Annotated in this window: 18 protein-coding genes; 12 read left to right on the forward strand and 6 right to left on the reverse strand. The window is 51.3% G+C overall.

Features of this window, described 5'->3' with window-relative positions:
- The first annotated feature begins 14 nt into the window (after positions 1 to 14).
- Complete coding sequence (gene accC, locus HMPREF3047_RS09725; RefSeq protein ID WP_070713782.1) at positions 15 to 1376, forward strand: acetyl-CoA carboxylase biotin carboxylase subunit; 1362 nt, start codon at positions 15 to 17, stop codon at positions 1374 to 1376.
- 304 nt (positions 1377 to 1680) lie between these two features.
- Positions 1681 to 3195, forward strand: coding sequence for a catalase KatA (gene katA / locus HMPREF3047_RS09730; RefSeq protein ID WP_070713785.1), 1515 nt, complete (start codon positions 1681 to 1683; stop codon positions 3193 to 3195).
- Between the two features lie 304 nt (positions 3196 to 3499).
- Here katA and groL read toward each other — a convergent pair whose 3' ends face one another.
- Both groL and groES read right to left on the reverse strand, forming a co-directional pair.
- Positions 3500 to 5134, reverse strand: coding sequence for a chaperonin GroEL (gene groL, locus HMPREF3047_RS09735; RefSeq protein ID WP_049322649.1), 1635 nt, complete (start codon positions 5132 to 5134; stop codon positions 3500 to 3502).
- Positions 5135 to 5232: 98 nt separating this feature from the next.
- A complete protein-coding gene (groES, locus tag HMPREF3047_RS09740) occupies positions 5233 to 5520 on the reverse strand; it encodes a co-chaperone GroES (protein ID WP_003744509.1) in 288 nt (95 codons plus the stop codon).
- A gap of 416 nt (positions 5521 to 5936) precedes the next feature.
- Here groES and HMPREF3047_RS09745 point away from each other — a divergent pair, with 416 nt between their 5' ends.
- The 6 genes from HMPREF3047_RS09745 to HMPREF3047_RS09770 all read left to right on the forward strand — a co-directional run bounded on the left by HMPREF3047_RS09745 (position 5937) and on the right by HMPREF3047_RS09770 (position 12769).
- Positions 5937 to 7982, forward strand: coding sequence for a TonB-dependent siderophore receptor (locus HMPREF3047_RS09745; RefSeq protein WP_070713789.1), 2046 nt, complete (start codon positions 5937 to 5939; stop codon positions 7980 to 7982).
- Between the two features lie 115 nt (positions 7983 to 8097).
- Complete coding sequence (locus HMPREF3047_RS09750) at positions 8098 to 9060, forward strand: siderophore ABC transporter substrate-binding protein (RefSeq protein WP_070713791.1); 963 nt, start codon at positions 8098 to 8100, stop codon at positions 9058 to 9060.
- Positions 9061 to 9290: 230 nt separating this feature from the next.
- On the forward strand, positions 9291 to 10259 hold the full coding sequence (locus tag HMPREF3047_RS09755) for an ABC transporter permease (RefSeq protein ID WP_070713794.1): 969 nt from the start codon (positions 9291 to 9293) through the stop codon (positions 10257 to 10259).
- Positions 10249 to 11220: an iron chelate uptake ABC transporter family permease subunit gene (locus HMPREF3047_RS09760; RefSeq protein WP_070713796.1), complete on the forward strand. Its 972-nt coding sequence runs from the start codon at positions 10249 to 10251 to the stop codon at positions 11218 to 11220. The genes HMPREF3047_RS09755 and HMPREF3047_RS09760 overlap by 11 nt, the downstream gene beginning before the upstream one ends.
- Before the next feature lie 82 nt (positions 11221 to 11302).
- On the forward strand, positions 11303 to 11929 hold the full coding sequence (locus tag HMPREF3047_RS09765; RefSeq protein WP_070713798.1) for an FmdE family protein: 627 nt from the start codon (positions 11303 to 11305) through the stop codon (positions 11927 to 11929).
- Positions 11930 to 12010: 81 nt separating this feature from the next.
- Positions 12011 to 12769 carry an iron ABC transporter ATP-binding protein gene (locus tag HMPREF3047_RS09770; protein ID WP_003684210.1) on the forward strand — a complete coding sequence of 253 codons (759 nt, stop codon included), beginning with the start codon at positions 12011 to 12013 and terminating at the stop codon, positions 12767 to 12769.
- Positions 12770 to 12837: 68 nt separating this feature from the next.
- Here HMPREF3047_RS09770 and HMPREF3047_RS09775 read toward each other — a convergent pair whose 3' ends face one another.
- The 4 genes from HMPREF3047_RS09775 to HMPREF3047_RS09790 all read right to left on the reverse strand — a co-directional run bounded on the left by HMPREF3047_RS09775 (position 12838) and on the right by HMPREF3047_RS09790 (position 15296).
- Positions 12838 to 14130: a valine--pyruvate transaminase gene (locus tag HMPREF3047_RS09775; protein ID WP_070713799.1), complete on the reverse strand. Its 1293-nt coding sequence runs from the start codon at positions 14128 to 14130 to the stop codon at positions 12838 to 12840.
- Positions 14131 to 14270: 140 nt separating this feature from the next.
- On the reverse strand, positions 14271 to 14429 hold the full coding sequence (locus HMPREF3047_RS09780) for a DUF1328 domain-containing protein (RefSeq protein WP_039862543.1): 159 nt from the start codon (positions 14427 to 14429) through the stop codon (positions 14271 to 14273).
- Between the two features lie 71 nt (positions 14430 to 14500).
- Complete coding sequence (locus HMPREF3047_RS09785) at positions 14501 to 14695, reverse strand: CsbD family protein (protein ID WP_070460560.1); 195 nt, start codon at positions 14693 to 14695, stop codon at positions 14501 to 14503.
- A 301-nt stretch (positions 14696 to 14996) separates the two neighbouring features.
- Entirely contained in the window at positions 14997 to 15296 is a 300-nt protein-coding gene (locus tag HMPREF3047_RS09790; RefSeq protein ID WP_070460562.1) for a porin, read from the reverse strand.
- 94 nt (positions 15297 to 15390) lie between these two features.
- Between HMPREF3047_RS09790 and HMPREF3047_RS09795 the strand changes: the two genes are divergently transcribed.
- The 4 genes from HMPREF3047_RS09795 to HMPREF3047_RS09810 all read left to right on the forward strand — a co-directional run bounded on the left by HMPREF3047_RS09795 (position 15391) and on the right by HMPREF3047_RS09810 (position 19304).
- On the forward strand, positions 15391 to 16221 hold the full coding sequence (locus tag HMPREF3047_RS09795) for a carbon-nitrogen hydrolase family protein (protein ID WP_070713802.1): 831 nt from the start codon (positions 15391 to 15393) through the stop codon (positions 16219 to 16221).
- Between the two features lie 9 nt (positions 16222 to 16230).
- Complete coding sequence (gene ruvC / locus HMPREF3047_RS09800; protein WP_070713805.1) at positions 16231 to 16776, forward strand: crossover junction endodeoxyribonuclease RuvC; 546 nt, start codon at positions 16231 to 16233, stop codon at positions 16774 to 16776.
- Positions 16777 to 16854: 78 nt separating this feature from the next.
- The gene (locus tag HMPREF3047_RS09805; protein ID WP_283122361.1) at positions 16855 to 17739 is read left to right on the forward strand and encodes a lipid A biosynthesis lauroyl acyltransferase; all 885 of its coding nucleotides are present in this window, start codon (positions 16855 to 16857) and stop codon (positions 17737 to 17739) included.
- 770 nt (positions 17740 to 18509) lie between these two features.
- Positions 18510 to 19304, forward strand: coding sequence for a 3'-5' exonuclease (locus tag HMPREF3047_RS09810; RefSeq protein ID WP_070713811.1), 795 nt, complete (start codon positions 18510 to 18512; stop codon positions 19302 to 19304).
- The last annotated feature ends 68 nt before the right edge of the window (positions 19305 to 19372 follow it).

The following is a 19372-nucleotide window of genomic DNA, read 5'->3' on the forward strand; positions in this document are numbered from 1 at the left end:
CCGGAAAGATTATCATGCTGAAAAAAGTATTGATCGCCAACCGGGGCGAAATCGCCCTGCGCGTCCTGCGTGCCTGCCGTGAAATGGGCATCGCCACCGTCGCCGTCCATTCCGAAGCCGACAAAGACAGCCTGCACGTCAAACTCGCCGACGAATCCGTGTGCATCGGCCCTGCCGCATCTGCACAAAGCTACCTCAACATTCCCGCCCTCATTGCTGCCGCCGAAGTAACCGAAGCCGACGGCATCCACCCAGGTTACGGCTTCCTCGCCGAAAACGCCAATTTTGCCGAACAAGTCGAACAATCCGGCTTTGTCTTCATCGGCCCTAAAGCCGACACCATCCGTCTGATGGGCGACAAAGTATCCGCCAAACACGCCATGATCGAAGCCGGCGTGCCTTGCGTTCCCGGTTCTGACGGCGCATTGCCGGACGATGGCGAAGAAATCCTCAAAATCGCCGATAAAGTCGGTTATCCCGTCATTATCAAAGCCTCCGGCGGCGGCGGCGGTCGCGGTATGCGCGTCGTCGAGAAAAAAGAAGACCTCCTCCAGTCTGTCGAAATGACCAAAGCCGAAGCAGGCGCGGCATTCGGCAACCCGATGGTTTACATGGAACGCTATCTGCAACGTCCGCGCCACGTCGAAATCCAAGTGATTGCCGACGAACACGGCAACGCCATCTACCTCGCCGAGCGCGACTGCTCCATGCAGCGCCGCCACCAAAAAGTCATCGAAGAAGCACCGGCCCCGTTCATCACTGAAGAAGAACGCGCCAAAATCGGCAAAGCCTGTGCCGACGCTTGCAAACGCATCGGCTATCGCGGCGCAGGTACGTTTGAATTCCTGTACGAAGACGGCGAATTCTTCTTTATCGAGATGAACACACGCGTTCAGGTTGAGCATCCGGTTACCGAGCTCATTACCGGCGTTGACATCGTCCAAGAGCAATTACGCATCGCATCCGGCCTACCTTTGCAATACAAACAGGAAGACATTCAAGTCGAAGGCCACGCGTTTGAGTGCCGTATCAATGCCGAAGACCCGTACAACTTCATTCCAAGCCCGGGCCTGATTGAAAGCTGCCACCTGCCCGGCGGCTTCGGCATCCGCGTCGACAGCCACATCTACCAAGGCTACCGCATCCCTCCTTACTACGACAGCCTGATCGGCAAAATCTGCGTCGTCGGTAAAGACCGCGACCAAGCCATAGCAAAAATGCGCGTAGCCCTTGCCGAGCTGGCGATTACCGGCATCAAAACCAATACGCCGCTGCACCGCGACTTGTTCAGCGATCCGGGTTTCCAAAAAGGTGGTGTCAGCATCCACTACTTGGAACATTGGTTGGAAGAACGCAAAGCCAAACTGGATAAATAATCCCTTGTTTTGACTAAAAATAAGGCCGTCTGAAACACAAAATAAAGTTTCAGACGGCCTTTTTTCACAATCAAATTATTTATTAAAACTAATGATATTTAATAATTGATTTATTATATCTACTCTAAATCGGTTTCATAGTTCCAATAGTTAAAACCTTTCTGTATAGTTGTTTTAATAGTTAACAGCAAAAGGAAATAAAATGTCGATACAAGAAATTTATGAATGCCAAGAAACCGGCTACGAATATGCCTTCCGGCAAATCGTTTTATAAACCACTGACCATTTTGCAAAGGAAACCATCATGACTACCTCCAAATGCCCTGTTACCCACCTGACCATGAACAACGGCGCGCCTGTTGCCGACAATCAAAACAGTCTGACCGCAGGTCCACGCGGCCCACTGCTGGCGCAGGACTTATGGCTGAATGAAAAACTCGCCGACTTCGTGCGCGAAGTCATCCCCGAACGCCGTATGCACGCCAAAGGTTCAGGTGCGTTCGGTACGTTTACCGTAACACACGACATCACAAAATACACCCGCGCCAAAATCTTCAGCGAAGTCGGCAAAAAAACCGAGATGTTTGCCCGTTTCACCACCGTGGCAGGCGAACGCGGCTCAGCCGATGCGGAACGCGACATCCGCGGCTTTGCGTTGAAGTTCTATACCGAAGAAGGCAACTGGGATATGGTCGGCAACAACACGCCCGTATTCTTCCTGCGCGACCCGCGTAAATTCCCCGACCTGAACAAAGCCGTCAAACGCGACCCGCGCACCAATATGCGCTCCGCCACGAACAACTGGGATTTCTGGACGCTGCTGCCCGAAGCCCTACACCAAGTCACCATCGTCATGAGCGACCGCGGCATCCCCGCCAGCTACCGCCATATGCACGGCTTCGGTTCGCATACATACAGCTTCTGGAACGAAGCGGGCGAGCGTTTTTGGGTGAAATTCCACTTCCACAGCCAGCAAGGCATTAAAAACCTAACCAACGAAGAAGCCGCAAAAATCATCGCCGACGACCGCGAAAGCCACCAGCGCGACTTGTACGAAGCCATCGAACGCGGCGAGTTTCCGAAATGGACGATGTACATCCAAGTCATGCCTGAAGCAGATGCGGAAAAAGTGCCGTATCATCCCTTCGACCTGACCAAAGTTTGGCCGAAAAAAGACTATCCGCTGATTGAAGTGGGCGAATTTGAGTTGAACCGCAATCCCGAAAACTTCTTCGCCGATGTGGAACAATCCGCCTTTGCACCGAGCAACCTGGTACCCGGTATCGGCGCCAGCCCCGACAAAATGCTGCAAGCGCGTTTGTTCAATTACGCCGACGCGCAACGCTACCGTTTGGGCGTAAACTTCCGCCAAATCCCCGTCAACCGTCCACGTTGCCCCGTTCACAGCAACCAGCGCGACGGGCAAGGCCGCGCCGACGGCAACTACGGCAGCCTGCCGCACTACGAACCCAACAGCTTCGGCCAATGGCAGCAACAACCCGACTTTGCCGAACCTCCTTTGAAAATCAACGGCGACGCAGCGCACTGGGACTACCGCCAAGACGATGACGACTACTTCAGCCAACCGCGTGCTTTGTTCAATCTGATGAGCGACGCACAGAAACAGGCTTTGTTCGACAACACCGCCGCAGCCATGGGCGATGCACCAGACTTCATCAAATACCGCCACATCCGCAACTGCTACCGTTGCGATCCGGCATACGGTGAAGGCGTAGCCAAAGCCCTTGGACTGACTGTCGAAGATGCTCAAGCGGCACGAGCTAACGACCCGGCTTTAGGTCAACCTGGTTTACTGTAAGGAGGCATTATGTGGATAGAAATTGAAGAAATCTTGTCTCAAGCTGTCCGATACAGCCGTTCGGGCAAAAAGTAACGGTTTAAATCATTAAGCAGGCCGTCTGAAACATAAAATAAAGTTTCAGACGGCCTTTTTTGATGATGAAGTTTATTTGATTACTTCTAATTAAATTGAACTGGCTACCCTTATTTCTCTGCAAATCATGGCATACCCCCTCACCATCTCACGCTTCTACTGGCAAATAAAAAACCGCACGGCTGCTTGCCGTGCGGTTTTGCTTTTTATCTGAAGGTTTCAGACGGCCTTACATCATGCCGCCCATACCACCCATGCCGCCCATATCAGGCATAGCAGGTTTTTCTTCAGGAATTTCAGCGATCATGCAGTCTGTGGTCAGCATCAGGCCGGCGATAGACGCGGCGTGTTGCAACGCAGAACGGGTTACTTTGGCAGGGTCGAGTACGCCCATTTCGATCATATCGCCGTATTCACCGGAGCCTGCGTTGTAACCGTAGTTGCCTTTGCCTTCCAACACTTTGTTCACAACCACGCTAGGTTCGCCGCCTGCGTTGGCAACGATTTGGCGCAACGGAGACTCAACGGCGCGCAATACGATTTGTACGCCTGCGTCTTGGTCGGCATTGCCGGTGTGCAGGTTTTCCAAAGCAGCACGGGCACGCAACAGGGCTACGCCGCCGCCTGCAACCACGCCTTCTTCAACAGCTGCGCGGGTAGCGTGCAGCGCGTCTTCCACGCGGTCTTTTTTCTCTTTCATTTCGACTTCGGTAGCAGCACCGACTTTGATCACTGCCACACCGCCTGCCAGTTTGGCAACGCGCTCTTGCAGTTTTTCTTTGTCGTATTCGCTGGTTGCGGTTTCGATTTGTTGGCGGATTTCAGCAACACGCGCTTCGATTTGGGCTGCGTCGCCGAAGCCGTCGATGATGGTGGTGTTTTCTTTACCGATTTCGATGCGTTTGGCTTGACCCAAGTCGTCCAAAGTCGCTTTTTCCAGAGACAGGCCGACTTCTTCGGAAATCACCACGCCGCCGGTCAGGATGGCGATGTCTTGCAACATGGCTTTGCGGCGGTCGCCGAAGCCAGGGGCTTTAACGGCAACAGTTTTCAGGATGCCGCGGATATTGTTCACGACTAAAGTCGCTAAGGCTTCGCCTTCTACGTCTTCAGCGATAATCAAGAGCGGACGGCTGGCTTTGGCCACTTGTTCCAAAACAGGCAACAAGTCGCGGATGTTGCTGATTTTTTTGTCGAACAACAATACAAACGGATTGTCCAAAGCAGCGATTTGTTTTTCGGCGTCGTTGATGAAGTAAGGAGACAGGTAGCCGCGATCGAACTGCATACCTTCAACCACGTCCAGCTCGTTTTCCAAAGATTTGCCGTCTTCAACGGTAATCACGCCTTCTTTGCCGACTTTTTCCATCGCTTCGGCAATAATCGCGCCGACTTGTTCGTCAGAGTTGGCAGAAATAGAGCCGACTTGGGCGATTTCTTTAGAAGTGTCGCAAGGTTTGGCGATATTTTTCAGCTCGTCAACCAAAGCGGCAACGGCTTTGTCGATACCGCGTTTCAGGTCGGTCGGATTCATGCCGGCGGTCACATATTTCATGCCTTCGGCAACGATGGATTGTGCCAATACGGTGGCGGTAGTGGTACCGTCACCTGCTACGTCGTTGGTTTTAGACGCAACTTCTTTCACCATTTGCGCGCCCATGTTTTCAAATTTGTCTTTCAATTCGATTTCTTTTGCAACAGACACACCGTCTTTAGTGATGTGCGGGCCGCCGAAAGCGCGGTCGAGTACCACGTTGCGGCCTTTAGGGCCCAAAGTTACGCGTACGGCGTTTGCCAATACATTGACGCCGTTTACCATTTTTTGGCGAACTTCATTGCCGAATTGTACGTCTTTTGCTGCCATTTAAATTCTCCAAATCAATATTAAAAATCTGTTCGAGGCCGTCTGAAAACTTCATGTTTGATTCAGACGGCCTTTGGTTCTGAAACTTAATTCAACAATTATTCAACGATACCGAAGATGTCTTCTTCACGCATTACCAACAGCTCTTCGCCGTCGGCTTTAACGGTTTGACCGCTGTATTTGCCGAAAATGACTTTGTCGCCGACTTTGACATCCAGCGGACGGCGCGCGCCGTCTTTACCGATTTTGCCCGCACCCACGGCGATTACTTCGCCCATGTCGGGTTTTTCAGCAGCCGCACCCGGCAAAACGATGCCGGAGGCGGTTTTTTCTTCAGCTTCTAAGCGTTTGACGACTACGCGGTCGTGTAAAGGGCGGATGGTCATGTCTTAATGCTCCGATAAATAAATAGATTGAAAACAATTGTCTGTCGGACATGACAGACACGGTTTGCTTGGAAATAGCGACACGCTTAGTAGAAAGCCTGCCGTAATGGCGATTAGATTTGGGTTGTTTGCGACAAATTCAAGGGAAAAAGTAAAAAATTCTATGCAGTCTTTCCAAATATTTTCATACGCAAAAATGCCCGATCACTTATTTTTCAGACGGCCTGACATACAAACTGCAAAATTCATTTAAAAACAACCTACTTCCTTTACAAATTCAACACAACTCTTTACAACTATTTCTTTTTAATGCATTATTATAAATGATGATTATTCTTAATTGCATATTTTAAAGATAATTTCTCTTTATTTGCTTTTATTTTTTATTACTGTCATTTTATTAAGGACATTTCTCAATGAATACGCCCCTGTTTCGACTGAGCCTGCTGTCACTGACACTGGCAGCCGGTTTTGCACACGCAGAAAATGAAGCCAAAGACAATGTTGTGCTTGATACCGTTACCGTTAAAGGTGACCGCCAAGGTAGCAAAATCAAAACCAATATCGTCACTCTTCGTCAAAAAGACGAAAGCACGGCAACCGATTTGCGTGAATTATTAAAAGAAGAACCTGCCATCGATTTCGGCGGCGGTAACGGCACATCCCAACACATGACCTTGCGCGGCATGGGTCAGAACTCTGTCGACATCAAGGTGGACAACGCCTATTCCGACAGCCAAATACTGTATCACCAAGGCCGTTTCATCATCGACCCTGCACTGGTTAAAATCGTCTCTGTACAAAAAGGCGCAGGTTCGGCATCTGCCGGTATCGGCGCAACCAACGGTGCGATTATTACCAAAACAGTCGATGCCCAAGACTTGCTCAAAGGTTTGGACAAAAACTGGGGTGTGCGCCTCAACAGCGGCTATGCCAGCAATGACGGCGTAAGCTACGGTGCAAGCGTATTCGGCAAAGCGGGCAACTTTGATGGCTTGTTCTCTTACAGCCGCAACGATGAAAAAGATTATGAACCCGGCAAAGGCTATACACACAGCAACGGCGGCAAAACCGTACCATTCAGCGCGCTGGACAAGCGTAGCTATCTTGCCAAAATCGGCGCAAACTTCGGCGACCACCGCTTAGTGTTAAGCCACATGAATGATCAACACCGAGGCATCCGTACCGTCCGTGAAGAGTTTACCGCCACTAACAACCCGCGTCTGACCTTGGAACGCCAAGCCCCGACCTACCGTGAAACCAGCCTCTCCAACACCAACTTGGCATGGACAGCGAACAACTTGGGCTTTGTCGAAAAACTGGACGCCAACGCCTACCTCATGAAAAATGAACGCTATTCGGCCGATGACAGTAAAAACGGTTATGCAGGCAACCTGCCCGGCCCGAGTACGACCGTTATCGAAACCAAAGGCGCGAATTTCAATCTGGACAGCCGCATTGGCGAAAACACATTGATTAAATACGGCGTCAACTACCGTCATCAAGAAATCAAACCGCCGGTATTCTTCAGCTCAGCCTTGAGCAATCCGAAGAAAAGCGATGCCGGTATTTACGCTGAAGCCATCCACGACATCGGCGACTTTACCCTTACAGGCGGCTTGCGCTACGACCATTTCGATATCAAAACCCATGACGGCAAATCCGTTTCCGACGGCACAGTCAACCCGAGCTTCGGCGTGATTTGGCAGCCACATGAATACTGGAGTTTCAGTGCCAGCCACAACTACGCATCCCGCAGCCCGCGTCTTTACGATGCACTGCGTCAACATGGACGCAAAAATGCCATCACATCGATTGCAGACGGCACTAAAGCCGAACGCGCCCGCAATACTGAAATCGGCTTCAACTACAACAACGGCAGCTTTGCCGCCAACGGTAGCTACTTCTGGCAAAAAATTAAAGATGCCGTCGCAGGTCCGCAGCAACGCCATGATGCTGCTGGCAACCCGATTGCAGGCGTACGCGAAATCGTCAATGCAGGCTACATCAAAAACCAAGGCTACGAACTGGGTGCGTCCTACCGTACAGGCGGCCTGATGGCGAAAGTCGGCGTCAGCCACAGCAAACCGCGCATCTACGACACCCATCCTGAAAACCTGTTAAGTGCCAACCCTGAGTTTGCCGTACAGACCGGCCGTACTTGGACGACTTCCCTCTCCTACCGCTTCCAAAATCCGAATTTGGAAATCGGCTGGCGCGGACGCTACCTGCAAAAAGCCTCCGGCTCTGTGTTGGTACGCGACAAGGGTGAAGTCAAACGCAAAGGCTACGGCGTGAACGATGTATTCGCCAACTGGAAACCTCTGGGCAAAGACACGCTCAATGTCAACTTTGCCGTCAACAACGTGTTTAACAAGTTCTACTATCCGCACAGCCAACGCGGTGAAACCTTGCCGGGTATCGGCCGCGATGTCCGCTTGAGCGTAAACTACCGCTTCTAAGCAATCAGCTTGAAAAAGCCGTCTGAAAACAAAAGTTTTCAGACGGCATCTAGCTTTATAATCCGATACAAGTTATCATTTCGATTTACTTTATTTCCGACTACGGAGAAACCCTATGTTACGTTTGACCGCTTTAGCCGTATGCTGCGCCCTCGCTTTGGGTGCGTGTTCACCAAAAGATTCTGCTTCCAATCAGACACAAACTGCTTCCGCTTCTGCCGCCCAAACCGAAGGCGTAAGCCTGACGGTGAAAACCACGCGCGGCGATGCGAAAGTGCCGCAAAATCCGGAGCGTATCGCCGTTTACGATTTGGGCATGCTCGACACTTTAAACAAACTGGGCGTGAAAACCGGTTTGTCCGTCGATAAAAACCGGCTGCCTTATTTAGACGAATATTTCAAAACCACGAAACCTGCCGGCACGCTGTTTGAGCCTGACTACGAAGCCTTAAACGCTTACAAACCGCAGCTCATCATCATCGGCAGCCGTGCAGCCAAGGCGTTTGACAAGTTGAACGAGATTGCGCCGACCATCGAGATGACTGCGGAAACCGCCAATCTGAAAGAAAGCTCAAAAGAGCGCATCAACGCACTGGGGCAAATCTTCGGCAAACAGGCCGAAGCGGACAAGCTGAAAGCGGAAATCGATGCTTCGTTTGAAGCGGCGAAAACTGCGGCTCAAGGCAAAGGCAAGGGTTTGGTGATTTTGGTCAACGGCGGCAAGATGTCGGCTTTCGGCCCTTCTTCCCGTTTGGGCGGTTGGTTGCATAAAGACATCGGCGTTCCCGCTGTCGATGAATCGATTAAAGAAGGCAGCCACGGCCAGCCTATCAGCTTTGAATACCTGAAAGAGAAAAACCCTGATTGGCTGTTTGTTTTGGACCGCGGCGCGGCCATCGGTGAAGAAGGTCAGGCAGCGAAAGATGTTTTGGACAATCCTTTGGTTGCCGAAACAACTGCATGGAAAAAAGGCCAAGTCGTGTACCTCGTGCCGGAAACCTATCTGGCGGCCGGCGGCGCACAAGAATTGCTGAACGCTTCCAAACAGGTAAGCGATGCGTTTAATGCGGCCAAGTAATTCTTCACAGGCATAGCCGCCTGCTTCTTTCAGACGGCCTGAAGGGTTTGATAATTCACAGGGTCAAGCTGCTTGATCTGAAGTCGTTGGATTTGGGCCGTCTGAAAATACATGGTGCAAATGGACAATGTTTGCCTGTTTGCATCTGTTTTTATGATGGGCGAACCTGCCTTTTTCGCAAAATACCTTAACCCTTCTTTCAGACGGCCTTATTTTTTCCGAACCATTTTATGTTTCACAAACCTTCATTTTTAAATGCGGTCAACGGCGTGGCGCTGCTGATATTGTTTGCCGTCAGCCTGTCGGTCGGCGTGGCCGACTTCAAATGGTCCGCCCTGTTTTCGCTATCTGACAGCCAGCAGGTCATGTTCATCAGCCGCCTGCCGCGCACGTTTGCGATTGTGCTGACGGGTGCGTCGATGGCGGTGGCCGGTATGATTATGCAGATTTTGATGCGCAACCGTTTTGTCGAACCGTCGATGGTGGGCGCAAGTCAAAGCGCGGCTTTGGGTTTGCTGTTGATGACCCTGCTACTACCGGCCGCACCACTGCTGGCAAAAATGTCGGTTGCCGCCATTGCTGCACTGATCGGGATGTTGGTCTTTATGCTGCTGATCCGCCGCCTGCCGCCGACCGCGCAATTGATGGTGCCTCTGGTCGGGATTATTTTCGGCGGTGTAATTGAAGCGGTGGCCACCTTTATCGCGTATGAAAACGAAATGTTGCAAATGCTCGGCGTGTGGCAACAGGGCGATTTTTCCGGCGTGTTGCTCGGGCGGTATGAGCTGTTGTGGGCAACGGGGATTTTGGCTTTGTTTGCCTATTTGATTGCCGACCAGCTGACGATTTTGGGTTTGGGCGAAACGGTAAGCGTGAATTTGGGGCTGAACCGGACGGCGATTCTGTGGTCGGGGCTGATTATTGTGGCACTGATTACGTCTTTGGTGGTCGTGACGGTCGGCAATATTCCGTTTATCGGCTTGGTCGTGCCGAACATCATCAGCCGCCTGATGGGCGACAAACTGCGTCAAAGCCTGCCTGCGGTGGCCTTGCTGGGCGCGTCTTTGGTGTTGCTGTGCGATATTGTCGGACGCGTGATTGTGTTTCCGTTTGAAATTCCGGTCTCTACGGTTTTTGGCGTAATGGGGACGGCTTTGTTTTTGTGGCTTTTATTAAGGAAACCTGCTCATGCCGTCTGAAAAAAATATCGGTTTTATTGCAGGAAGCAGCCGTCCGTTGTGGGTCGCCTTTGCGCTGTTGCTGGTTTCCTGCGTCCTGTTTATGACACTCAACGTCAAAGGCGATTGGGACTTTGTCCTGCATCTGCGTCTGACCAAACTTGCCGCGCTGCTGATGGTCGCCTATGCGGTCGGTGTATCCACACAACTCTTCCAAACGCTGACCAACAATCCGATTCTGACCCCTTCGATTTTGGGTTTCGATTCGCTGTATGTGTTTTTGCAGACCTTGCTGGTGTTTACGCTCGGCGGCGTGGGCTATGCTTCCCTGCCGTTGACGGGAAAATTCGGCTTTGAACTGGTCGTCATGATGGGCGGCTCGCTGCTGCTGTTCTACACACTCATCAAACAGGGCGGACGCGATTTGTCGCGCATGATTTTAATCGGCGTGATTTTCGGGATTTTGTTCCGCAGCCTGTCGTCGCTGCTTTCGCGCATGATTGACCCCGAAGAATTTACCGCCGCGCAGGCGAATATGTTTGCCACCTTCAATACCGTCCACTCGGAATTGTTGGGTATCGGCGCAATCGTGTTGCTCATCAGCGCCGCCGTGATCTGGCGCGAACGCCACCGCCTCGATGTTTACCTGCTCGGCCGCAATCAAGCCATCAATTTGGGCATCAACTACACGCGCAATACCTTATGGCTGCTGTTGTGGATCGCCGCGCTGGTTGCGACTGCGACCGCCGTTGTCGGCCCGGTAAGCTTTTTCGGCCTGCTGGTTGCCGCGCTGGCCAACCATTTTTCTCCGTCGGTCAAACATTCCGTCCGCCTGCCCATGACTTTTTGTGTCGGCGGCATCCTATTGGTCGGAGGGCAAACCATCTTCGAACACTTCCTCGGCATGCAGGCCGTATTGAGCGTGGTCGTCGAGTTTGCAGGCGGATTGGTATTTTTATATTTGGTGTTGAAAAAGAAATAAATATAGATAAGCGCTCATTAAGAAACTTCAGGCCGTCTGAAACCTTCAGACGGCCTAAGCAAACCTATAAAGGACAACCCTCATGACACAAGAACGCCTCCCTTCATTCTTCGATGACGCCCCGACCATTACCGTCCAAGACGCGTTGGCCGACTTCCTCGGCGCAGCCGAAAACGGCATCCTCACCTACCGCTACGCCGATGCCGTGCGCCTGTGCGGCCACTCCTGCCCGACTGTCGCCGGTGCCTACCTGATGGTGGTCAAAGGCCTGAAAGCCCTTTACGGCGCAGAGCTGCCGCAACGCGGCGACATCGAAGCCTTTATGCAGGGCGAGCGTGACGAAGGCACGACCGGCGTGACCGCTTCCGTCGTCCAACTCCTTACCGGTGCGGCACCTGAAACCGGCTTTGGCGGCGTAGGCCCAGCCGGGCGCTTTGCCCGCCGCCACCTCTTGTCCTTTGGTGCAGGCGAAATCAACGGCACACTCGCGCTCCGCCGCCGCGATACCGGCAAAACCGTTGCCGTCAGCCTCAATGCCGCGCTCCAACCCTTTGCGCCGCAAATGCGCGACATCATGCCCAAAGCCGTCAGCGGCAGCGCAAGTGCCGACGAACTCAAACAATTCGGCGAGCTTTGGCAAGAACGCGTCCGCGCCTTCCTGATCGACCAAGCCGACAATCCCGAATTTGTTACCGTCAAAGAAATCTAAAACGTCATAATCAATAAGTTTCAGACGGCCTTAAAACTCAAGGCCGTCTGAAACCCCAATTTCCCATTTTCGGACCCGCCTATGATTACCATCCGCAACGTCAGCCACACCATCGGCAGCAACCCCATCCTCAACGACGTCAGCCTCGACATTCCCGAAGGCGGCATTACCGCGCTGATCGGCCCGAACGGCGCAGGCAAGTCCACCCTCCTCTCCTTTATGGCGCGCCTGCAGCCCTTGGTACACGGTGACATCAGCTACGCAGGCAAAGACATCAAAACCACCCCCACCGCCGAACTCGCCCGCACGCTCTCCATCCTTACCCAAGAAAACAGCATCATGAGCCGCATTACCGTGCGCGACCTGCTCATGTTCGGCCGCTATCCCTACCACCAAGGCAGGCCGTCTGAAAACGACAAAACCATCGTCGAAGAAGCGCTTGCCGAGTTCCACCTGCAAGACTTTGCCGACCGTTACCTGACCGAGCTTTCCGGCGGCCAACGCCAGCGTGCCATGATTGCCATGGTGTTCTGTCAGCGCACCGACTACGTTTTGCTGGACGAACCGCTGAACAACCTCGACATGTATCATGCCCGCTCCCTCATGCAAATCCTGCGCCGGCTGACCGACGAACACAAACGCACCACCGTCGTCGTCCTGCACGACATCAACCAGGCAGCAGCCTACGCCGATTACGTCGTCGCCATGAAAAACGGCCAAGTCGCCATGCAGGGCAAGCCCAACGATATTTTCACCGCCGAAAACATCAAAACCTTATTCGATATGGACGTCAACGTCCTCGATTACGAAGGCAAAAAACTGGTTATCCACCATATCTAAGTCCGACAAAAAGGCCGTCTGAAACCCGATTGTTTAGGTTTCAGACGGCCTTTGTCTATTCAAAGCGTTTATTTTTTATCATACAAACCGCGCACCACGCGACCGATTGCGGCAATGCCTTTTTCCAGCGTTTCCGCGTCCTGCGCAATGCTCATGCGTATGCACTCGTGCGCGTGCGGATAGTCTTGCCTATCAATACCGACAAAGAAATGCTCGCCCGGAATAATCAGCGTGCCTTCGGCCTTGAGCATTTCGTACAAGGTTTGCGACGAAACAGGCAGGTTTTCAAACCAAAGCCATAAGAAAATCGCACCTTCAGGCTTGTGGATTTTCAACGGATACGCGCCCAATTCGCGTTTGAGCAGGGAAACCGCCGTTTGCGCCTGCTGACGGTAAAACGGCTGAATCACTTGGTCGGCCAGCTGTTTCAGACGGCCGTCGTTTAACAGCGGAGCCGCAATCGCCGCGCCAAAACGGGTTGGCGACAGGTTCACAATCGCATTCAAACTGCTGACGGCTTTGACCACTTCCGGCGCAGCGACAATAATGCCGGTACGCACGCCGGGCAGGCCGATTTTAGAAAGGCTGAAGCAGAGGATGATGTTTTCGTGCCAGTTGAGCGTCACATCACTATAAATAATATTCGGGAACGGCATTCCGTAAGCGTTGTCGATAATCAGCGGAATCCCGTGTTCCTGCGCCAACGCGTCCAAACGCGCCATCTCACCGTCGGTCAACACATTACCGGTCGGGTTGGTCGGGCGCGAACAGCAAATCGCACCGATTTTGCCCTCTTTCAATTCAGTCAGGCTCTCCAGCGCGTCAAAGTCCACGCGGTATTTGAAAAAGCCCGCTTCGCCTTCGTGTTCGACATTTTCGATTTTCGGTTTTACCGAAATAAAATGCTGCCCCTCAACATGCACGTCCGCATAACCGATATATTCAGGCGCCAGCGGCAGCAAAATGGCTTTCTCAGCCGTTTGGCCGTCTGAAAGATTGAATTTGCCGCCGAACAAGTTAAACAAATAGAAAAACGCATTTTGCGAACCATTGGTCAGCGCGATATTGTCCGCCGTCAGGTTCCAGCCGTATTCGCGGTTGAGAAACTCAGTCAAAGCCGCAATCAGCGCCGCATCACCCTGCGGATTGGAATAATTGCCGATATTCTCAACAGCGTGTTCCGCCGCCAATTTAGAAAACACATCGGCGAACACCGCATTGACTTCAGCAATCTTCGCCGGATTGCCGCCGCCAAGCATATTGACGGGCTTGTCACTTTTGAGCGCATCGCCCAAATCGTCCATCAACTGCAAAATACCGCTGTGTTGTGTGAATTTTTCGCCGAATGCTGAAAACTGCATGGAAACTCCGTTGCTGAGTGTGTAAAAAAATAAACCGCTATTATAAGAACAAAGGCCGTCTGAAAACCAGTTATCCTGATTTTTCAGACGGCCTATTTGACGGAATGGTGGCTTGATACAACCTTATTGGTCTACAGGTATTATTTCTTCCTGCCAAAAATCAATGATATTACCGACAAGATCAAAAAACCGGCAAATAAAATTTTGGCTATGCCTGCCGCACTACCTGCAATACCACCGAAACCTAATACAGCCGCAATAATAGCGATTATAAAGAAAACGATCGAATAATGAAGCATGATTTTTTCCTTTCGGTTTATATAAAAACAGTCGAGTGAGACACGACCGTTTATTGGGAAATTCAACGGTCTTAGCTGTTCAACCAATCATCAATTTCTTTTTCAGCTTCATCTTTAGTGCGACCGTAACGCTCTTGGATTTTACCAGCCAACTGATCGCGCTTGCCTTCGATGATTTCTAAATCATCGTTTGTCAACTCGCCCCATTTTTCTTTGGCTTTACCTTTGAGTTGCTCCCATTTTCCTTTGATAATATCTTCATTCATGGTTATACCATCCTATCTTATTGATTAATATTTAACTCACGGATAAAACCGCTTGCATTTAACCTTACTTGATAATTTTTTAATTTGCAAGCAATGCCAATGCTGATTTTTTAATCAGCTACCCAATATTTTATTAATTTCATAAATAATCAATAAGTTATATAAAATTGTTAAATTTTGAAAATATTAAGATATTATTGATTACCGCCTTTTAAGTGTATTCTTTAAATCAATCGACCTCACTATAAAAAACAGGCCGTCTGAAAATCTTTCAGACGGCCTTTACTATCCAATCTTTCCTTTAACGGCCAAAATTCTCGCGGCGTTCGCGCCAGTCTTGGCGGATGGAGCCGCTTTTGCCGACCGGAGTATCTTGTTCGACTTCCCAAATAAAATTCGTTCCGCCACCAATCGGATGCGAACCGCGCAAGCCGATGTGGCTGCCTTGATCGGCAACGGCGGTTCGGCTATATGTTTGGCCGCCGAAACGGGTTTGCGAGGTTTCGATGCCGCTTTTGATGTTGCCGTAAAGCTGTACGTCGGCGTGTGCGGCAAGTGCGGCGGTGGAAAGTGCGGCAGTGAGGAGAAGTTTCAAGTTCATGGTTTATCCTTTTTTGGAGAGGAATTGTGTGACGATTGTATCGGCCTTGTGCGTAAACAAGTTACAATTCTTGCAAAATCTGACAGGAGTTTTGATGATGCGCTCTTTACGCGCCGCCGCTGTGCAAATGGTGTCGTCCACCGACCCAGAAACCAATATTGCCACCATGAAGCGACTTGTCCGCGAGGCGGCCGAACAAGGGGCGGATTGGGTGTTGCTGCCCGAATATTGGCCGCTGATGGGCAAAAGCGATACGGACAAGCTGGCATTTGCCGAGCCTTTGGACGATGGACGCGTTGGCGAAACCTGCCACACCCGTTTTCAGACGGCCTTAAGCGAAACGGCAAGGGAATGCGGTGTGGTGTTGCTTGGCGGTACGGTTCCGCTTCAAAGCCCAGACGCTGGCAAGGTGATGAACACAATGCTGGTGTATGACCGCGACGGCAACCGAGTCGGGCTTTACCACAAAATGCATCTTTTCGGCTTTTCCGGTTTGGGCGAACGCTACGCCGAAGCCGATACGATACTGGCAGGAAGCGATGTGCCGAAGTTAAGCGTGGACGATGTTCCGCTTGCAGTCGGCGTCTGCTACGATTTGCGCTTTCCTGAGTTTTTCCGCGCGCAGCAGCCGTTTGATGTTTTGCTGTTGCCGGCCGCGTTTACCTACACGACCGGCAAGGCGCATTGGGAATTGCTGCTGCGCGCCCGTGCGGTGGAAAACCAATGCTACGTCATTGCGTCGGCACAAGGCGGACTGCATGAAAGCGGCCGCCGCACATTCGGCCACAGTATGATTATTGACCCTTGGGGCGATGTATTGGCGACGTTGCCGGAAGGCGAAGGCGTGATTTGTGCCGATTTGGATACTGCGCGCCTGCAAAGCGTGCGCACGCGCCTGCCTGCCCTGAAACACCGATTACTTTAAACACGCACTATGTCCCAGTTCCAACCCACACGCATTCTTGGCATCGACCCTGGCAGCCGCGTGACCGGCTTCGGCGTGATTGATGTCCACGGCCGCGAGCATTATTATGTTGCTTCCGGCTGTATCAAAACGCCGACCGGCGCGTCGCTTTCCGAACGCATCGCCGTGATTGTCCACCATATCGACGAAATCATCCGCCACTATCAGCCTCATCAGGCAGCCATCGAGCAAGTATTCGTCAACGTCAATCCGGCCGCAACGTTAATGCTCGGTCAGGCGCGCGGTGCAGCGATTGCCGCTTTGGTCATGCACGATTTGCCCGTGTTTGAATACACCGCTCTTCAGGTCAAGCAGGCTGTGGTCGGCAAGGGCAAGGCCTCCAAAGAGCAAGTGCAGCATATGGTGGTCCAAATGCTTGCACTTTCAGGCACGCCGCAAGCTGATGCCGCCGACGGACTCGCCGTCGCCCTCACCCACGCCCTGCGCAATCACGGATTGGCTTCGCAACTCAACCCCGACGGACTGCAGGTCAAACGCGGCCGCTTCCAATGGTAAGCCGACATTCAGGCCGTCTGAAATAGTGTTCCAGCCCGTTTTCAGACGGCCTTTCGGTTATAATAGCCCTTTGCCCACATACAGCGAGCCTTCATGAAAGCCGCCTTCCTTTTTCTCTACCTCATCCGCCTGCTGCCTTTTTGCGTGTTGCACAAGATTGCCGACGCGATCGGTATTCTCGCCTATTACGCAGTCAAACCGCGCCGCAAAGTCGGCGAGGTCAACCTTAAAAAATGCTTTCCCGAGCTGAACGACAGCCAGCGCACTGCCCTGCTCAAACGCCACTTCCAACACATGGCAAAGCTGATGCTCGAATACGGCCTCTACTGGTACGCACCTGCGGACAAGCTGCGCTCGTTGGTACGCTATCAAGACAAACACCATCTTGACGAAGCCCTCGCCACCGGCGAAAAAGTCATCATCCTCTATCCGCACTTTACCGCATTTGAAATGGCGGTTTACACGCTCAATCAGGATGTGCCGCTGACCAGTATGTATTCGCACCAAAAAAACAAAACCCTGGACGAGCAAATCCTGAAAGGCCGCCACCGCTACAACAATGTTTTCCTGATCGGCCGCACAGAAGGCCTGCGCGCCATCATCAAACACCTGCGCAAAAGCGATGCTCCCTTTCTTTATCTGCCCGACCAAGACTTCGGCCGCAACGATTCCATTTTCGTTAATTTCTTCGGCATTCAGACGGCCACGGTTACCGGCCTCAGCCGTATCGCCGGCATGACCAAAGCCAAAATCATTCCCGCCATCCCCACGCGTGAAGCCGACAATACCGTAACCCTGCGCTTCTATCCGGCTTGGGACAATTTCCCGACCGAAAATGTCGAAGCCGACACCCAGCGCATGAACGACTTCATCGAAGAGCGGGTACGCGAGCATCCCGAACAATATTTCTGGCTGCACAAACGCTTCAAAACCCGTCCCGAAGGCGAAAGCAGCTTTTACTGACTACATAAAATTACAATTTAAGCATGAAGAAGCGGCAAAACCTTTCTTTTGCCGCTTTTTCATTTTAATTGTATCAAACCCAAGCTCAGCTTCAATTTCAAACAATCAAATCAAATTCCACTTTAAATGCTTTAAAAACAACTTTTTTCAAGGCAATTGAAACTTTCAAACAACCTTATATTTTTTCTCAAATAAAAAATGCCCCAGCCAATACCCTTTTCATTTATATGTTAAATTTAATTTCATTTAAAAACAAAATGTTATAGAATAACTTTTAAAATAAAACAAATTTTAATCATTCGAAATATGAAATTAAATTAAATTTAAAGCAAGAAACACAAAATAAACATCTAATTTTAAATTAATTATGAAATTTAATTGCAAAAATATGACAATAACCTCAATTTATCCTAAACCAAACTTCCAGAAAAAAATACTTGGCAAACTGTAAAATTTCGCGTAAATTTCACTACATCAAATTACAAGACATTCAGACGGCATCGGCTGGTTTTAAATGTTTTTGTAAGCAGTTTTCTGATATTGCGAGCAATTGCAGTATTTTTAGAGGATTTCGGTGCAATGCCCGAAATGAAAGTTTACCGGTGCAGAGTTGAGCTGCATCTGTAAAGCCGCAGGTGAAAGCCTGTATTGTTTGTGAAGCGTAAATCTCTGATTTGAGGTATTGGGGCAATCCTGTGGGGGATTGCCTCTTTTTTTATCTGCGCCGTCATGCCACAATGGCATCATTCCTTATCCAACCCGATCACGCCATGACCCCGATACTCGCCTTCGACATCGAAACCATTCCCGACGTAAACGGCATCCGCCTGCTTTACGATTTGCCTGCCGATTTGCCCGACAACGAAGTCGTCCTGTTTGCCCAACAGCAACGCCGCGCCAAGACCGGCAGCGACTTTATGCAACACCATCTGCACCAAGTCGTCGCCATCTCCTGCTGTATGCGCTGGGGTCAGGACAAAATCCGCGTCAGCACCATCGGCGATCCCGAAGACAGCGAAGAAGTCATGATTGCCAAATTCTTCGAGGTTATCGAAAACTATACGCCGCAACTCGTCAGCTGGAACGGCGGCGGTTTCGACCTGCCCGTCCTCCACTACCGCGCCCTGATACACGGCATCAGCGCCGCCCGATATTGGGACATGGGCGACGGCGATTTTGGCGACAGCCGCGACTTTAAGTGGAACAACTACATCAGCCGCTACCACACCCGCCATTGCGACCTGATGGATTTGCTCGCCCTCTACCAACCGCGCGCCAGCGTGCCTTTGGACGATATGGCCAAACTCTGCGGCTTTCCCGGCAAACTGGGCATGGACGGCAGCAAAGTTTGGGACGCTTATCATGCAGGCCGTCTGAAAGACATCCGCGACTATTGCGAAACCGATGCCGCCAATACCTACCTGATGTATATGCGCTTTCGCATGATGAGCGGCGCGCTCGATGCCGACGAATACGAAGTCGAAATCAAACGCATCAAACACTATCTGGCCGTACAAGCCGAAGAAAAACAACACTGGGCGGAGTTCGTCGCTGCTTGGCGTTAAACCAGGCCGTCTGAACAGCTAAACCGGAAAACCAAAAGGGCGTGATCGACACGCCCTCTTTTAATTCC

It is taken from the genome of Neisseria sp. HMSC075C10, assembly GCF_001815615.1.
GTDB classification, from domain to species: Bacteria; Pseudomonadota; Gammaproteobacteria; order Burkholderiales; family Neisseriaceae; genus Neisseria; species Neisseria subflava_A.

Bases quoted from the DNA above. Each gene is read 5' to 3' on its own strand.
- accC (WP_070713782.1), top strand. From the start codon at position 15: ATGCTGAAAAAAGTATTGATCGCCAACCGGGGCGAAATCGCCCTGCGC.
- katA (WP_070713785.1), top strand. From the start codon at position 1,681: ATGACTACCTCCAAATGCCCTGTTACCCACCTGACCATGAACAACGGC.
- groL (WP_049322649.1), bottom strand. From the start codon at position 5,134: ATGGCAGCAAAAGACGTACAATTCGGCAATGAAGTTCGCCAAAAAATG.
- groES (WP_003744509.1), bottom strand. From the start codon at position 5,520: ATGACCATCCGCCCTTTACACGACCGCGTAGTCGTCAAACGCTTAGAA.
- HMPREF3047_RS09745 (WP_070713789.1), top strand. From the start codon at position 5,937: ATGAATACGCCCCTGTTTCGACTGAGCCTGCTGTCACTGACACTGGCA.
- HMPREF3047_RS09750 (WP_070713791.1), top strand. From the start codon at position 8,098: ATGTTACGTTTGACCGCTTTAGCCGTATGCTGCGCCCTCGCTTTGGGT.
- HMPREF3047_RS09755 (WP_070713794.1), top strand. From the start codon at position 9,291: ATGTTTCACAAACCTTCATTTTTAAATGCGGTCAACGGCGTGGCGCTG.
- HMPREF3047_RS09760 (WP_070713796.1), top strand. From the start codon at position 10,249: ATGCCGTCTGAAAAAAATATCGGTTTTATTGCAGGAAGCAGCCGTCCG.
- HMPREF3047_RS09765 (WP_070713798.1), top strand. From the start codon at position 11,303: ATGACACAAGAACGCCTCCCTTCATTCTTCGATGACGCCCCGACCATT.
- HMPREF3047_RS09770 (WP_003684210.1), top strand. From the start codon at position 12,011: ATGATTACCATCCGCAACGTCAGCCACACCATCGGCAGCAACCCCATC.
- HMPREF3047_RS09775 (WP_070713799.1), bottom strand. From the start codon at position 14,130: ATGCAGTTTTCAGCATTCGGCGAAAAATTCACACAACACAGCGGTATT.
- HMPREF3047_RS09780 (WP_039862543.1), bottom strand. From the start codon at position 14,429: ATGCTTCATTATTCGATCGTTTTCTTTATAATCGCTATTATTGCGGCT.
- HMPREF3047_RS09785 (WP_070460560.1), bottom strand. From the start codon at position 14,695: ATGAATGAAGATATTATCAAAGGAAAATGGGAGCAACTCAAAGGTAAA.
- HMPREF3047_RS09790 (WP_070460562.1), bottom strand. From the start codon at position 15,296: ATGAACTTGAAACTTCTCCTCACTGCCGCACTTTCCACCGCCGCACTT.
- HMPREF3047_RS09795 (WP_070713802.1), top strand. From the start codon at position 15,391: ATGATGCGCTCTTTACGCGCCGCCGCTGTGCAAATGGTGTCGTCCACC.
- ruvC (WP_070713805.1), top strand. From the start codon at position 16,231: ATGTCCCAGTTCCAACCCACACGCATTCTTGGCATCGACCCTGGCAGC.
- HMPREF3047_RS09810 (WP_070713811.1), top strand. From the start codon at position 18,510: ATGACCCCGATACTCGCCTTCGACATCGAAACCATTCCCGACGTAAAC.